The 15,020-nt window shown below is 63.7% G+C and carries 12 protein-coding genes; 2 read left to right on the top strand and 10 right to left on the bottom strand.

The genetic code is table 11. The annotated features are described in order from the left end of the window. Positions 1 to 77: 77 nt before the first annotated feature. A complete protein-coding gene (locus tag P5205_20825; protein HSA12808.1) occupies positions 78 to 1,544 on the bottom strand; it encodes a sulfatase in 1,467 nt (488 codons plus the stop codon). Between the two features lie 126 nt (positions 1,545 to 1,670). Between P5205_20825 and P5205_20820 the strand changes: the two genes are divergently transcribed. Next, positions 1,671 to 5,129, top strand: coding sequence for a glycosyl hydrolase (locus P5205_20820; protein HSA12807.1), 3,459 nt, complete (start codon positions 1,671 to 1,673; stop codon positions 5,127 to 5,129). A 101-nt stretch (positions 5,130 to 5,230) separates the two neighbouring features. Here the strand turns inward: P5205_20820 and P5205_20815 are convergent, their stop codons facing one another. The 3 genes from P5205_20815 to P5205_20805 form a co-directional block, all read right to left on the bottom strand. Then, the gene (locus P5205_20815) at positions 5,231 to 5,635 is read right to left on the bottom strand and encodes a hypothetical protein (GenBank protein HSA12806.1); all 405 of its coding nucleotides are present in this window, start codon (positions 5,633 to 5,635) and stop codon (positions 5,231 to 5,233) included. A 69-nt stretch (positions 5,636 to 5,704) separates the two neighbouring features. Further along, a complete protein-coding gene (locus P5205_20810) occupies positions 5,705 to 7,231 on the bottom strand; it encodes an excinuclease ABC subunit UvrC (protein ID HSA12805.1) in 1,527 nt (508 codons plus the stop codon). 12 nt (positions 7,232 to 7,243) lie between these two features. After that, on the bottom strand, positions 7,244 to 8,518 hold the full coding sequence (locus tag P5205_20805; GenBank protein ID HSA12804.1) for a Gfo/Idh/MocA family oxidoreductase: 1,275 nt from the start codon (positions 8,516 to 8,518) through the stop codon (positions 7,244 to 7,246). Between the two features lie 215 nt (positions 8,519 to 8,733). Here P5205_20805 and P5205_20800 point away from each other — a divergent pair, with 215 nt between their 5' ends. Then, complete coding sequence (locus P5205_20800) at positions 8,734 to 9,300, top strand: SIS domain-containing protein (protein ID HSA12803.1); 567 nt, start codon at positions 8,734 to 8,736, stop codon at positions 9,298 to 9,300. Positions 9,301 to 9,588: 288 nt separating this feature from the next. Here P5205_20800 and P5205_20795 read toward each other — a convergent pair whose 3' ends face one another. The 6 genes from P5205_20795 to P5205_20770 all read right to left on the bottom strand — a co-directional run bounded on the left by P5205_20795 (position 9,589) and on the right by P5205_20770 (position 14,910). Beyond that, on the bottom strand, positions 9,589 to 10,158 hold the full coding sequence (locus tag P5205_20795) for an SIS domain-containing protein (protein ID HSA12802.1): 570 nt from the start codon (positions 10,156 to 10,158) through the stop codon (positions 9,589 to 9,591). Positions 10,159 to 10,190: 32 nt separating this feature from the next. Beyond that, positions 10,191 to 11,090 carry an ROK family protein gene (locus P5205_20790; protein ID HSA12801.1) on the bottom strand — a complete coding sequence of 300 codons (900 nt, stop codon included), beginning with the start codon at positions 11,088 to 11,090 and terminating at the stop codon, positions 10,191 to 10,193. Next, on the bottom strand, positions 11,087 to 11,662 hold the full coding sequence (locus P5205_20785; GenBank protein ID HSA12800.1) for a thioredoxin family protein: 576 nt from the start codon (positions 11,660 to 11,662) through the stop codon (positions 11,087 to 11,089). The genes P5205_20790 and P5205_20785 overlap by 4 nt, the downstream gene beginning before the upstream one ends. A 60-nt stretch (positions 11,663 to 11,722) precedes the next feature. Beyond that, positions 11,723 to 13,036: a Gfo/Idh/MocA family oxidoreductase gene (locus tag P5205_20780; protein ID HSA12799.1), complete on the bottom strand. Its 1,314-nt coding sequence runs from the start codon at positions 13,034 to 13,036 to the stop codon at positions 11,723 to 11,725. A 178-nt stretch (positions 13,037 to 13,214) separates the two neighbouring features. Continuing rightward, positions 13,215 to 13,664 carry a response regulator gene (locus tag P5205_20775; GenBank protein HSA12798.1) on the bottom strand — a complete coding sequence of 150 codons (450 nt, stop codon included), beginning with the start codon at positions 13,662 to 13,664 and terminating at the stop codon, positions 13,215 to 13,217. Between the two features lie 70 nt (positions 13,665 to 13,734). Continuing rightward, positions 13,735 to 14,910, bottom strand: coding sequence for a hypothetical protein (locus P5205_20770; GenBank protein HSA12797.1), 1,176 nt, complete (start codon positions 14,908 to 14,910; stop codon positions 13,735 to 13,737). Positions 14,911 to 15,020 lie beyond the last annotated feature (110 nt).

Here is a 15,020-nt window from a genome sequence, read left to right as displayed (position 1 = left end):
CTGCGCAAAACCCAGTGGCGGAAGGCGATGCTTGCTTGAAAAGGTGCGCCCTAGCTGGAAGGCCACTCGCCAGTAATTCACTTGCTGGCGGCGGCCGGCTGTTGTTTCTGCTGCTTCTTCTTCTTCTTGTTGGGCGGGGCGGCTTTGGCCTCTACGGGGGTTGCATTGATGGCGGGCAGATATTTCGCGAGCTCCTGCTTCACCTTCGCGTAATCCGGTTTGGCGGCCAAATTGGTCCACTCGCGTGGATCGGTCCGCTCGTTGTAGAGCTCTTCTGTGCCGTCCGCATAGCGAATGTAACGCCATTCGGCTGTGCGGAGCGTGTGGTTGTCCTTATCCATGGTGGAGAGGCCCGGGCGCGTCCACGCTGCGTCCGGCCTGGCCAGGAGCGGCTTGAGGCTGATGCCCTCGGCGTGCTTGGGAACAGGCACGCCTGCCAGCTCGCACAAGGTCGGATAGAGGCTCATCAGGTCCACGCCATGCTCGCACTTTGCCCCGGGTTTGGTCACACCGGGCGCCATCCAAATCAGCGGGACGCGGGCCGACTCGTTCCACAGTGTCACCTTCGCCCAGTGTTCCTTGGGGCCAAGGTGCCAGCCATTATCACCCAGGAACACAACAATGGTGTTGTCACGACAGGGTGATTTATCCAAAGCGTCCAGCAGCCGTCCGATTTGGGCATCCGCGAATGAAACGGTCGCAAGGTACGCCCGCACGCGATCCTTCCACAGTCCCATGCTCACGACGGTGGAATGCACGCCGTTGGGCCTGGCGAATTCGAGGCCGGGCGCGGGCACATCGGCCAGGTCGTTGGTGAGCACCTCAGGGAGCTGGATTGTGTCCAGCGGGTAGAGGTCGAAGTACTTCTTCGGCACGTCCCAGGGCGTGTGCGGGCGATGCAGCCCGCAAGCCATGAAGAACGGCTGCTTCGGCTCCGCGAGACGCTCAATGCACCAGGACACCGTTTGCGCATCCACCAGCTTGCTCTCGGGCCGCTTCTCGTCGAAGGGCTGCTGCGGCTCGCCCTCGGTGAACATGCGGTAGCCGAACGGCCCGGGGCGCCGGTTGGCCGGGTGGTTAGGCAGGGTGTCGTCGGTCGGGAAAATCACCTCATCCCAGTCCTCCGCACGGTAGTTACGGTAGTGGTAAATCTTGCCTGCCCCGAGCGAAGTGTAACCGAACTTCCTCAGATAATCATTGATGCACAGACCGCGTCCAATGTGCGGCATCCAGACCTGCTGATTGTGGTAGATGCCGGTGGTTGAGGGGCGCATGCCGCTCATGAAGGCAGCGCGGGAGGGGTTGCACAACGGGGCCGGGCACTGGGCGTTACGGAAAGTCACGCCCCGCGCCGCCAGCTTGTCGAGGTTGGGGGTCTTCGCCTGCGGGTGCCCGGCCATCGGACCGACCCAATCGTTCAGGTCATCCGCAATGATCAGGAGGATACTTGGCTTCTCAGTGGCGCCGGCTGGAGCAGCCGCAACCATGATGCAAAGGAAGGTGAAAGCGAGCCCAAGAGTCCTGGATTTCAAGTATGTTCTCATAATTCAACTCTGTATCAGAGGCATTTGATCCAACCATGGTTACATGGAATTAGCGCAGCTCCTATCCGCAACCCTCACAACAGGCCGGGTCTGGACAGGGTCTGCCCGACCCGGCAGATTGGGCGCATGACTCAACGTGGTCTGGTTGCCATTCTCACTCTTACGGTCATCGTGGCCTCGGCACTTCCATCGGGCAGCGCCGAACTGCAGCAAGCGTTCAGGAGTCCGCCCGAATCCGCCAAACCGCTGACGTGGTGGCATTGGATTGACGGCAATGTCACCAAGCCGGGCATCACGCGCGACCTCGAGGCCATGAAGCGGGCCGGGATCGGCGGCTGCTATTTGTTCAGCATTGGCGGCTTCTTCCCGGAGGGTCCAGTAAAATTCCGGCAGGAACAGTGGTATGACCTGCTTGACCATACCATAAGGGAAGCCGCACGCCTGGGTCTCGTGTTTGGCGTGCACAACTGTGACGGCTGGTCGGAGGCGGGAGGCCCGTGGATCACTCCGGAGACCTCGATGAAGGAACTGACGCACGCGAGCGTGGATGCAACCGGCCCTTCGCGGTTCGCGGCCAGCCTGCCCGCACCGCCCAGCAAGGAGAATTTCTACCGGGACATCGCGGTGGTCGCTTTCCGCTTGCCTGCGGGGGAACGGGTGAATGGACCGGCCTCCGGCACGCGCATGACGGGGTCAATCAGAGCTGCCGAACTCAAGGCGCTCGGTGACGGCCAACGGCAGCCACGCGCGGCATTTCCCCAATCCGGCAAGGGGCACCGGATCGAGCTCGACCTGGGAGCCCCGCGCTTGTTGCGGACAATGGTTCTTCACAACGTGAGCGGCTACGTCCAGGACGAGGACTTCCCCGCTTGCGTGGAAGCCTCCGCCGATGGCCAGGCCTGGCAGCCGGCCGGCACGTTTTGTTTCTCCTGGGACACCGCCGACGGCGCCAAACCGATCACCGTTGCGCTGGGCGAGCTGAACACCCGTTACCTGCGGCTGTCGTTCACCAACCTCTGGCCGGTTCAAATCGGGGAAGTGGAGCTGACCTCCGCCGCCAAGCTCCACTTCGCCGAGGCCAAGGCCGGCTGGCTGCGCTGCCGCGGGCATGGCGGGGAGGCGCGCAACTATGCCCGATATCCCGGACCGGATCGGCGCCTGCAACCGCCCGCCGGGTATTTGGTTGCCAGCACAAATGTCCTGGACCTGACCGCCAAGGTCAGCCCCGACGGGCGGCTGCAATGGGATGTCCCGCCCGGCCGCTGGCGCATTCTGCGGGTGGGCTACACGAGCAATGGCCGCTCCAATAAACCCGCCACCCCAGCCGGCCGTGGACTCGAATGCGACAAGCTGGACGCCAGCATCGTGCGGGCCCATCTGGACCAATATGTCGGGCAACTCGTCAAGCGGTTCGGCCCCGCGGTCGGCAAGACATTTGCGGCCGTGGAAACCGACAGTTGGGAGTGCGACGTTCAGAACTGGACGGCGGGCCTCGAAAACCGCTTGAGGCAGCGCACCGGCATCGCGATCGTGCCATGGCTGCCGCTGTTGATCGAAGGCTGGATGGTGGACAGCCCGGACGCCTCCGAGCGCATGCTGTGGGACTGGCGCCGTTTTCTGGCCGATCAATTCGCGCAGCACTTCTTCGGCGAGGTCGGGCGTTACCTTCGCGAGAAGGGCCTGACGCATGTCATCGAGGGGTCGGGGCGCCAGATGTATCTCTATGATCCCATCGGTTACCAGCGGCCCGGAGACGTCCCAATGGGCGAGTTCTGGCTGAACGCCGGCGCCGGGCAGGGGGTGCGCGTGGACAACAAGGTTGCCGCGAGCACCGCGCATATCACCGGCGGCCGTGTGGTCGCCTCCGAGTCCTACACGGCCAGCGCGCCGTTTGCCAAATGGCAAAACCATCCTTACACGCTTAAGCCGCTCGGTGACCGCGCCTTCTGCGCCGGGGTGAACCGCTTCGTCTTCCATACCTTCGCCCATCAGCCGTATGACGTCACCGGGCCTGGTTTTACCATGGCAGTCTGGGGTTTGAACTGCAACCGGGCCAACACCTGGTGGGAACCGGGGCGGGCCTGGATGCAGTACCTGGCCCGCTGCAACCATCTGTTGCAGGAAGGGCGCTTCGTTGCGGACGTGCTTTGGTTCATCGGCGAGGACGTGCCCAATCGCATTGGCTGGCGGGATGAGCTCGATCCGCCCCTGCCGCCCGGGTACGACTTCGACGCCTGCGACGCCGCCGCGCTGCTGCAGGCAAAGATCGAGGGGGGGCGCATTGTCCTGCCGAGCGGGATGAGCTACCGCGTGTTGCTGCTGGCCAACCGCACCACCATGCGCCCGGCGGTGCTGCGGAAGATCTCGGAACTCATCAGCTCGGGCGCCGTGGTGGTCGGTCCCCGCCCGCAACAGTCGCCCAGCCTGGCTGACCTCGGCAAAGGCGACCGTGAGGTGAAGGACCTCAGCCAGCAACTCTGGGGCCCCTGCGATGGTTTAAAAGTCAAGGAGCATGCCGCCGGCACAGGCCACCTCTACTGGGGTCTGTCGTTCCCGGAAATATTCAACCGCCTGAGCCTGGCGCCGGATTTCGAGTGCAACGCAAAGAGCAGCGACGCCGAAATCCTCTACATTCACCGACGGATCGAGAGTGCGGATGTCTACTTCGTTTCAAACCAGAAGCTGCGAACCGAGCCGATCACCGCCAGGTTCCGTGTCGCGGGACGCCAGCCGGAGTTGTGGGACCCGGTCACGGGGGCCATCACCCGGCCAGCGGTTTTCATTGCCACACCGTCAGGCGTGCAATTGAACCTGTCGCTCGATCCGGCGGGTTCACTGTTTGTGGTATTCCGTGAACCCATGCCGGCGCGGCACGTCGTGGCAGCCGCCGGGGAGTCGGACCTGGCCTTCCACGCCGGGGAAAGCCTGGTTGCGCGCGTCTGGCAACCGGGCGTCCAGACGGTGGAGTATAACGATGGATCCAGGCGGGAATTGGACATCCAGGACGTGCCCTCGTCCATCGAACTTGCCGGGCCATGGAACATCACATTCCCGCCCAACCTCGGCGCCCCGCCGTCAGCCACGTTCGCCAAACTGGTATCCTGGACCCACCGCGCGGAAGACGGCATCCGATACTTCTCCGGCACCGCAACCTACACCCGCGAGTTTGAAGTAAGCCCTCAGAGCCTTGGACCGGGGCGCGAGGCATGGCTCGACCTGGGCGATGTGCGGGTAACGGCCGAAGTCCGTCTTAACGGACAGGACCTGGGCATCTTGTGGAAGCCGCCTTTCCGCCTTGACGCCACCGCAGCCGTCAAACCCGGCACGAACCGGCTCGAAGTGCGGGTGACTAATTTGTGGCCGAACCGCATGATCGGAGACGAACGCTTGCCCGACAGCCTAACGTGGACAAAAGGGCGAGCTCTGCCGGCGCAGTGGCCGGAGTGGCTCCTCCAAGGCGAGCCCCGGCCTGACGGGCGCATAACCTTCTGCACCCGAAAAGTCTATACGAAGGACGATCCGCTGTTGGCCTCCGGCCTGCTCGGCCCGGTTCGACTCACGTTCGCGCGGCGGGTGGAACTATGACCTCTCGCAACTGCAGCCGCCCGCCTTCGCAGCGACATGTGCTCAATGCCAGGGTGGCGAGGGGCGCGCAACGACTCCGGCGGCAGGCGACTACTCTTCCCTTAAGCGGCGGCCGGCGGATTGTGCCGCACCAGCAAGGGAATGCTCACCTGCGGCCGGCCGTCCAATGAGACATCAATCGAGTACAACCCCGGGTTGTCGAACTTCAACTGCTGGATGTTCACAATGAAGTTGCGCGTGCCGAAATGCATGTCATCGGGCAGAGCCACCTCCACCGGGATGGGCGGGAACTTCGCGATTGAGCGGCCGTCAGCATCCACAAAATTGACTTGCAGATGGTGCTTGCCTTCATCCCCGCTCGAGAAGGTCACCCGCAAGGCGATCGAACATTGCGGATGGATCGCCGGGAGTTGCTGTGTGTAAATCGTGTCAAACGCCCCCAGAAGGTTGAGCTTGCCGTTGTCGTCCGTCGCCGCGTCGCACAGAACCGCCACTTGAATATTCATCCGGGCACAATAAAGCCACGGATTCCACGGATTGGCACGAACAAATTTGGCAAGTTGGGCGGCGCGGACTTACCGGCGCGCCTCGAGGAACGCCTTGAGCTCCGCTGCCGACTTGCCGCCGAAGCCCGGCACTTCGGCGATCTTCTCGACCGTGGCCAGACGAATGCGCTGCACCGAGCCGAATTTCTTCAGCAGCGCCGCCTTGCGCCGCTCGCCGATGCTGGGGAACTCGTCGAGGATGCTCTCGGAAATCCTCCGCAACCGCAGTTGGGCGTTGTAGGTGTTGGCGAACCGGTGCGACTCGTCGCGCACCCGCTGCAAGAGCTTGAGCGCACCGCTGTCGTGCGGCAATCGGAGCGGCGCGTTCTCGCCCGGCTGGTGAACCTCCTCGAATTCCTTGGCCAGCCCAATCGCCGGGATATGCCCCAGCCCCAGCTTCTCCAATTCCGCGCACGCCACGCCAAGCTGACCCTTGCCGCCGTCCACCAGAATGAGGTCCGGCAGCGATCCCACGCCCTTCGTCATGCCCGCAGAGACTTCAGAGCCGGGACTTTGGGACTTGGACTCCTTGAGCAGCCGCGTGTAGCGCCGCCGAACCACCTCCGCCATACACGCGAAATCGTTCTGCCCCTCGACGGTCTTGATCTTGAACCGCCGGTAATTGGACCGGTCGGGTCGGCCATGCCGGAAGCTCACCAGGGACGCCACCTTGAATGTGCCGCTGATATTGGAGATATCAAACCCCTCGATCCGCTGCGGCGGCGCGGGCAGGCCAAGGGCCTTTGCCAGTTCCGCCAGGTCATTCTCCGGATCAATCGCCAGCGGCAGGCTGTAGGGCACGCGCTCGAACCGGCTCACCTTCCTGGTCGTGCTCTTCAAATCCGTCAGCAAATCTCGCAACTGGGCCGCCCGCTCGTATTCTTGCGCCGCCGCGGCCTTCTTCATTTCTTCCCCAAGCTGATCCTGCATCTCCGCGCATTGGCCTTCGAGGAAGTCGCATGCCGCCTGCACCTGCCCCAGGTATTCCGCGTGTGACACGTTGCGGATGCACGGCGCGGTACAGTACTTCAAGTGCGCATAGAGACAGTGCCGGTAATCGCGCTCGGTCGGCGTCAGGGGGCGGCACCCGCGCAAGTGATATTGGCGGCGCACGAGTGCCAGCGTGCTGCGGAGCGCTCCGGAGTTCGGGAAAGGCCCGAAATATCGCGCGCCATCATCCTGCTTGAGGCGCGTGAAGATGAATCGCGGAATCGGGTCGTTCAGGTTGACCTTGAGCATCAGGAACCGCTTGTCGTCGCGGAAGCTGATGTTGTAGCGCGGGTGAAACTCCTTGATGAGTTTGCCCTCCAGCAGCAGCGCCTCCGGCTCGCTCCGCACAACGTGGATGTCGAAGTCGTGAATGGCCTCGATCAGCGCCTTGAACTTCAGGTCCCAACCCAGGCGCCGCGACGGCTGGAAATACTGGCTCACCCGCTTGCGCAAGTCCCGGGCTTTGCCCACGTAAATCACCGTCCCGAAGCGGTCCCGCATCAGGTAGATGCCCGGTCTATGTGGCAGCTCGCCCAGCTTCTTGCGGATATGGTCGGCTACTAACATGCCGACTCCAATTTACAGCACGATCTGCTGTTTCTCGAAGTCGAACTTGGCCACCTTCTCCTTCATGAAACTGAGCATCGCCATATTCAGCGCCGTTTGCACGTGCAGACCAAACTCCACATCGCTCACCGGCTTCTCCCGGGTTCGCACGCACTGGAAGAAGTTCTTCCAGTGCGGCGGCGTCGAGTCTAGCTTGCCGGCGGGGAACACCCGCGGCTCGCCCTTCATCGGCACCACCGTCACGCTGTCAAAGCCGGCGTTCCATTCGCCGGGATTCTGCAGCGTGAGCGTCCCTTCATCCCCGCGAATGGACGCTTCGGGCGGATAATTGTTGGCCAGCGTGCAGGGCAGGACGATCGAGAGCTTCTCGGGGTAGTCGAGGCACATGTTGAAAGTGTCGGGCACTTCGCGGTCGTAGGTCGTGTATTTGAAAATGCCGCCCGAGGCGACCGCGCGCGCCGGGAACTTGAGGCCGATGGCGCTGACGAAAGGCGTAAACACATGGGGAAACAAGTCGGTGCAGGGGCCGCCGGCGTAGTCGAGGTACTTGCGCCAGCTGAAAAACCGGTCCACCGTGAACGGCACCTTCGGCGCATCCCCCAGGAACGCCTCCCAGTCCAGCTCCGGGCCGGGCTTCGCCTCCGGGTCGGCGATCGGCATCCGCTCGCCCCAGTCGCCATTGCGGTAGAATCCCACCGTGACAAGCTGCACGCGGCCGATCGCGCCCTGCTGGATCAGCTCGCGCACCTTCTGCCATGCGGGGCTGGAGTTGCCCTGGTTGCCGATCTGCACCACGCGTTTGAACTTGAGCGTCTCCTCGTAGAAACGCTTGGACAAGTCGAACTGCGACCAATGACCCATCGGCTTCTCGCAATAGACGTCCTTGCCGGCCCGGATGGCATCCAGCGCTTGCGGAACATGAAGCCGGTCCGGAGTGGCGATGCAGACAGCGTCAACGTTCGGGTCCGCCAGCAAGTCCTTGTGCTTCCTGTAGGCCTTGGCGCCCGTCGGTTTGGCCGCTTCGTCCAACCGGTAGCGGTAGGCATCGTTCACCGCCACGACCTGCGCATTCTCGCCCTCCTTGATCAGCCGCTGCACAGTCCCAATATGACTGGAGCCGCGTCCCCCGACGCCGATGAACCCAACGCCGATTCGATCATTGGCACCAAGCACGCGCCCCCGCGCCACAAACGGAGCCGCGCTCAACAGGCCCAGAGAAGTGGCGGCTGCGGCAGTGGATTGGAGGAAGTCCCGGCGGTTCATACCTGGGGTTGGCTTGGTCTTCATAGTATTGCCAGCGTGCCCCGACCGTGGATGGCTTGCCAGCCTGAAATCCAGCGTAGCAGCCGGCGAGCGGGATTCCCTCCACTGCGTTCGCCTGGCGAATGGCCCACTTCAAGTTGGCCGCAGCGCTCCTGCGGCTTCCAGAACTCGTCCCAGTCCAATCCTCCCAGCCTCATTATCTACTTCCAATGCCCGGACTGGGCACCTATCCTCGTCGCATGACACTACTGCAGAGCGCTATCGAAGATGCCGTCGTTGTTACCCGTGCCCTGAGTGCTTTGGAGAAGCCGCTGAGCCGGGCGGTGAACCTGTTGGTGCGTTGCCTCACCACCGGGCACAAACTGCTGCTTTGCGGTAATGGCGGCAGCGCCACCGACGCCTCCCACGTGGCCACCGAATTCCTCTGCCGCTTCCGCGAGGACCGCCGGCCTTATCCCGCCATCTCGCTCACCGTCAACGGCGAATTCATGACCGCCGTCTGCAACGACTACCACGCCGATGAAATCTTCGCCCGCCAGGTCTGGGGCCTCGGGCAAAAAGGCGACCTCCTCATCGCCTTTACCAGTAGCGGCAAGTCCCGCAACATCCTGCGCGCGCTGGAAGAGGCCAACCGCAAGAAGATGCAAAGCGTCTGCTTCCTGGGCCGCGATGGCGGATTCACCAAAGGCGTCGCCACGCTCGACCTGCTGGCGCCCGGCACCAGTACCGCGCGTATTCAGGAAGCCCACACGCTGCTCTTCCACGTCCTTTGCGAAGCCGCCGACCGCCAACTCCCGAAGAAGTAGACGCCCGGCTATCCCAACCTCCAAGCCTCACACTGTCCAGAATTTGGACAGTGATGCTGCCTGCCTGCCTTCTCCAGACCCCGCCGACACCGGCACCCCTGGCTTGGCAATACGGTGACGGCACGTTGCTGCCACGGTGTGTATCCCATGGGGAGCGCTCCCCATGGGATACACACCGGGGCCGAGCCGCATTGGCACGCCATCCGCAAGCCAAAACCGGCGTGCGACCACTGTAACGGCACCATTCGCCGTCCAGCGGGGGTGCTGTAGGTAAGGGCTCCGGTCGTGCTACTGTCCCAACTCCGGCTTCTCCACAAAGGCGTAGCACGCCATGTGGCATACCCCCATCTGCGCGTCCTCCACCCGCCCGTAATGCGTATCGTTGAGGACGATGACCTGCTCCGCAATCTCTGCCATCCGTCCGCGCCGCGCCCCGACCAGTGCGACGGTGCGGAGGCCGTTCTTCTTTGCCCATTCCAGCGCCTTCACGCAGTTGGGTGAGTTGCCGCTGACGCTCAGTCCGAGCGCAAGGTCCCCCGGCTTGCCATAGTTCTGCAACTGGCCGACGAAGACGTCCTCGTAAGCGTAATCATTGGCCAGCGCCGTCAACCAGCCGACGTTGTCGTTGAGCGAGAGCACCCGAAACCGCTTCCCGACCTTGTCCGACGCCAGCTTGCCGAGGTCGGTCGCGAAGTGGGAGGCGTTGGCGGCGCTGCCGCCGTTGCCGAAGACGAAGATCTGCCGGTCCTCCTTGAGCGCCACGCGCAGCGTCTCAATAAGCTGCGCCACGGCCTCGACGGGAATGGAATCGTGCGCTGCCTTCTGCGCCCTGATGTAATCGGCAATCCACTGGTTCATGCCGCACATATTCCGATGCCCGGCAATCCTTGTCAGGACAATTTTAGCGCTCCTGCGGGCACGGCGTCCTCCCCCAGCCTCGATAACGTGATGCCCGGCCCGGGAGCGAATGCTTCCATCACGAACTGCCGCAGGGCGCCCTCGACTGCTGCCCGCAGCGGCTCACCAACCCTCGCCAGTCCTCCGCCCAGGATGACGATGGCCGGGTGAAACAAATGGACGACATGGGAGAGGCCAAACGCCAGATCCTCCGCTGTATCCCGCAATAGCCGTCCCGCCGCGGCATCCCCCCGCTCCAATGCCGCAGCCAGATGTTCCGCTTCCCCGCCCACCGATTGGCCGGCCAGCCGCGCGAGCAGGCTTTCCGGCTCCTTCAATTTCAACTCCCGTATCCGCGCGTCCACCGCCCAGCCTGAGCAGCACGCCTCAACAATCCTCCCACTCCGGTCGAGCCGCAGATGGCCGATCTCCGATTCACCGGGCTGCGCGCCATGGTAGATCCTGCCGTCCACCACCAGGCCGCCACCCACGCCACTGCCGAGCGTGACGTAGAAGACAGGGTTGAAACCCACACCCGCCCCGCCCAACGCTTCTCCCAGCGCAGCCACATTGGCGTCGTTATCCACCACCACCGGCGCGCCGGTCAGTTGGCGCAGCCAGCCGCCCAGGTCAAACTCCGACCAACCTTCAATCTGGTGCGACCGGCAGATCTTGCCTGTCCTCCAATCCACCGGCCCGCCGAACCCGACCCCGATTCCGCGAATCTGGCGGCCACGCAGCAACTCAGGAAGCGCCCCCTCGATCTGTGCCCGAATTCCAGCGGCGCCCTTCGCCGGCTCGACCGTCAGCCTGCGTCGCTCGCTGATCTTCCCCCCCTCGTCCCCCAGCACGAGCTGCAGCTTCGTCCCGCCGATTTCAACGCCGAGCTTCAGAAATACTCCGGCTCATTGCCCGGCTTCCATTTGATATTGCAGCCGATGCTTGGTTTCTGATTAGGCGCCACGGGCCTCCCGGAGAGCACCGCATCGAGCGCGGCACGCAGGTCTTTGCCCGTGACCGGAATGCCGTTGCCCGGCCGGCTGTCATCAAACTGGCCCCGATAGACCAGCCGCTGGTCCTTGTCGAACAGGTAAAGATCCGGCGTGCAAGCCGCCCGATACGCCTTGGCCACAGCCTGCGTCTCGTCATAGAGATACGGAAAAATGTAACCCGCCGACGCGGCCTCCTGGGCCATCTTCACCGGACTGTCGGCGGGGTAGTTGGCCACGTCGTTGGAGTTGATGCCCACCGTGGCCACGCCGCGAGGCCGGTAGTCGCGCGCCAGTTTGGCCAGCCCGTCGCGGATGTGCTTTACATAGGGACAGTGATTGCACATGAAGACGACCAGCAGCGCCGGGGCGCCCTGGAAGTCGGCCAATGCAACTACCTTCCCGCTCGGGTCCGGCAGCCGGAAGTCCGGCGCCCTGGTGCCCAGTGGCAACATGGTGGAATTGACGGCGACCATGCGAAGAACCTCTTACGTCCAATGCCCGTTGTCGAATGGAAAACCTCCCCGCCGGAACCGTTAAACCCCGTAAATGGGCAACGGCCGGGTGGTCTTCCACTTGCCACGAGTGAAGTCAGGGAACTCGACCGCCTTACCGCCATGGGCCACTGACTCCATCGAAAGCCCCACGACTGCCGACCACGTCGCGGCGTCATACACATTCTGCGGCGCAGGCACTTTGCGGCGGACGGCTTTCAGGAAGTCGTGGAACATCAGGTATTCGGCACCCTCATGGCCGCCGCTCTTGGTGGCTTCCGCGCCCAGGGCCTGCCACAACGGATGCGCGTATTTCTGCAAGTAGGGCCCGAAAGGTTCCCACTGCTCGGCGCCTTTCCCGACGCCCTCAAGGCTGATGCTGTTGTTGGTGTCGAGGTAGATGCCGTTGACGCCCTGCAGGCGCAGGATCAAGTCGTAGGGGCGGGGCGCGAGAGTGCTGTAATACAGCGTTACGGTGCAGCCGTTGGCCGTTCGAAGCAGTGTCGTATTGATGTCCCCCTGGGCATAGTCACGCCGGGCCAACTCATGATTCGGCCCGAGTTTTTCCGCCGCATACCGCTTCAATCCTCGCGAGGGCGTGCTTACACTTGTAAGTGACACAAAACGGTCACCGCGGTTGATGTTCATCCACTGCGCCACCGGGCCCAGGGGATGGGTGGGGTAGAGGTTGCCGTTTAGATTGACGGAGTGGCGGCCGCGCCAGGTGAGCTTGCCCTCGGCATCGAGCATCAGGAAGCGGCAGTCGTGCTGATAGCCGCCCTCGCAATGCAGCACCTCGCCAAACACCCCTTCGCGCACCATCCGCAACAGCGTCAGCACGCGCTGGAAGTAGCAGACATTCTCCAGCATCATGCACGGAATCCCGGTCCGCTCCGACGTGCGCACCAGGTCCCAGCATTCGCGAGTGCTGATCGCCGCCGGCACCTCCACGCCGGGATATTTGCCGGCGCGCATGGCAGCGCAGGCCATCCGCGCATGCCAGTCCCAGGGCGTGGCGATGATCACCGCATCGAGATCCGCTCGGGCCACCAGCTCCTCCCAAACGACTTCGCTGCCGGCATAAACCTCCGGGCGCCGCCCCGTTCGCTGCTCAACCACCTGGGCGGCGTTCTGACCACGGTCCCGCAGCAAGTCGCACACGGCGCGGATCTCCACCCCGGGAAACAGCAATAGTGTTCCCAAAAGGCCGCCGCCTCGCCCGCCCATTCCGATCATGCCCAGGCGGACAGGTTGGGCGGAGTGCTGGGCGGAGACATGGCCCAATGCCAGGGCGGTGGTCGCCACCACACTGGTTTTCAGGAAAGAACGGCGCGTGCGCCTGGAGCATTCATGCATAGTCCTCCCTCTAGCTGCCCGCGCCGCAAAAGTCCACCAGTCAATCGGGCACCAACCCCAATCCAGCAGATCTCGGCACTGCCGCCATTCCGGGGAGCAGCGGCAGGCATCCTGCCCGGCGGGATGGGCCTCCCGCAGCCGGGCAGAGCTGCTGCGGGCGTCAGGATGCCGCCCGGGGTCACGCGGCCCGCTGCCGGTGGTCGGCGTTCGCTTCCAGCCAGTGCCGCTTGAAGTGCCCCACCAAACTCATCAACTCCTCCAGAGAGTGTGGCTTGACAATATACGAATTGGCTCCCAGGCCGTAGGCCCGGTTGATATCCCGGGATTCGTTCGAGGCACTGAAGACGACCATCATCAGCGCGCTCAACTCCGGCTGCTGCCGCACCCATTCCAGCACGTCAAACCCATCCAACCGCGGCATCTTCAAGTCCAGCAGCACCAATTGCGGCAGGGGATGCCGCGCGCGGTCGGCGAACTGCCCTTTGCCCTGCAGGTAATCGAGCACTTCCTGCCCGTCCCGGACAAAATGCAGCGCGATCGGGATACCCGCGCGCTTGAAGGCGCGTTCCAGGAAATACGAATCCGTCGGGTCGTCTTCCGCAACCAGAATGTGTCCAACGTCGTTCATACCGTTGCCTGGAAGGGCACAGCAACTTAGGCCGCCCCGCTGCGGCTTTCAAGTCACCCCCCGCAACAGCCTACCAACCCGCGCCGCCTTGCAGAAAATCCAACTCCACCGCCGCCTCGACCTGCCGGCCGCTCCTGGATTCCAGGCGAATGGCCCGGTTCCCTTGCACCGCCCGGATCGCGGCCACCCGGTCAAAGCCCGCCGGGATCCTGGCCACCCCCATGATGTAAGGCACCACCAGCGGCCTCCTGGCGTCCAGCGCGAGACACGTTGGAAACCCCCGCTCCGAGATTGGATTCCGGCGGGCTGACTCCGCCAATCCGTAGTGGAAATAGGAAGTCACCTCCTCCAACCCCATCACGTTCACGTGGCGGCCGCTCCACGGCGGGTAATGCCGCCCGCCATTGGACAGCCAGAAAATCGTCTCACGCAGCACTCGCGGATCCTTCAACGCGAACCACACATACCGCTCCCGGGGAAACGCCACAGCCGTCCAGGCGAAAGGCGCCGTCGCCTCGCTCACCAGCATAACGAGCTCCTCAAAGCCGCGCCGGGCCGGATACCGGGTCAGGTCAGCCATCCCGCCGTCGAGCGTCGGGACTTTCTCCAGCGAATCAAACGCCGCCCCCGGCTTGAGCCAGGAATAGCCCCCCTGCTCCGGCCGCTCCAGCTCCCCGGGAAAGACCTGTCCGAATGCAAACCCGCTGGTGGACAGCCGCCCGCTGCCCGGCGTGTCCGGAAACCTCAGTATCGCATGATGCCCCAGGTTCATCGGCCCGCTCATGCCCGACACCACATGCTGCGAATAGACCACGTTCTGGCCGTCCACGACCCAAATCCGCTTGTCCACCTGCCCCGGCCGCGTCTTCGTCCTAAGGCTCAGGTGCAGGCAGCTGCGGCCCGCCCTGGTTTCCAACGACCGGAAGCGCCACCGGGCATTGGCGGTCTCCCCGTGCACCGGGTGCTTCTCGCCTCGAAAAGCGCCCGCATTGCCGCCGAACGGCAGACAGAAGAAGTCGCCGCGCAGGACCCGGATAATCGGCGGCATCGAAACCTTCACCGCTTCCTCAGTCCACGGCGCCACCGAGTAAGGCCGCACCTTCCTGCCCTTGCGCTCGAACGTCACCGGCCCCAGATGCCCGCCCGTCTCGGTGACAAAAGCCTCCACTTCCGTTGCAGCCAGCCGCCAGGAGGGCTGGCCGTAAATCACCCGCTTCTCGCCTCGCATCCGCGCCGTTGAGTTCATGGGCCCAGCCTAACAGAACCGCGACCCCATGTCACCGATGCAACACCTAAACCCAAACCAACCCGCCAGCCTCTCCCTGACCGCGCCACCAGGCGCCCCGCCGCAAGTCT

The sequence above is a fragment of the Candidatus Paceibacterota bacterium genome (genome assembly GCA_035452965.1).
In the GTDB taxonomy this organism is placed as follows: domain Bacteria; phylum Verrucomicrobiota; class Verrucomicrobiia; order Limisphaerales; family UBA8199; genus UBA8199.
This window is presented reverse-complemented; position numbering and strand designations above follow the sequence as displayed.

Coding starts and splice junctions, on each gene's coding strand:
- P5205_20825 (HSA12808.1), bottom strand. CDS start 1,544: ATGAGAACATACTTGAAATCCAGGACTCTTGGGCTCGCTTTCACCTTC.
- P5205_20820 (HSA12807.1), top strand. CDS start 1,671: ATGACTCAACGTGGTCTGGTTGCCATTCTCACTCTTACGGTCATCGTG.
- P5205_20815 (HSA12806.1), bottom strand. CDS start 5,635: ATGAATATTCAAGTGGCGGTTCTGTGCGACGCGGCGACGGACGACAAC.
- P5205_20810 (HSA12805.1), bottom strand. CDS start 7,231: ATGTTAGTAGCCGACCATATCCGCAAGAAGCTGGGCGAGCTGCCACAT.
- P5205_20805 (HSA12804.1), bottom strand. CDS start 8,518: ATGAAGACCAAGCCAACCCCAGGTATGAACCGCCGGGACTTCCTCCAA.
- P5205_20800 (HSA12803.1), top strand. CDS start 8,734: ATGACACTACTGCAGAGCGCTATCGAAGATGCCGTCGTTGTTACCCGT.
- P5205_20795 (HSA12802.1), bottom strand. CDS start 10,158: ATGAACCAGTGGATTGCCGATTACATCAGGGCGCAGAAGGCAGCGCAC.
- P5205_20785 (HSA12800.1), bottom strand. CDS start 11,662: ATGGTCGCCGTCAATTCCACCATGTTGCCACTGGGCACCAGGGCGCCG.
- P5205_20780 (HSA12799.1), bottom strand. CDS start 13,036: ATGCATGAATGCTCCAGGCGCACGCGCCGTTCTTTCCTGAAAACCAGT.
- P5205_20775 (HSA12798.1), bottom strand. CDS start 13,664: ATGAACGACGTTGGACACATTCTGGTTGCGGAAGACGACCCGACGGAT.
- P5205_20770 (HSA12797.1), bottom strand. CDS start 14,910: ATGAACTCAACGGCGCGGATGCGAGGCGAGAAGCGGGTGATTTACGGC.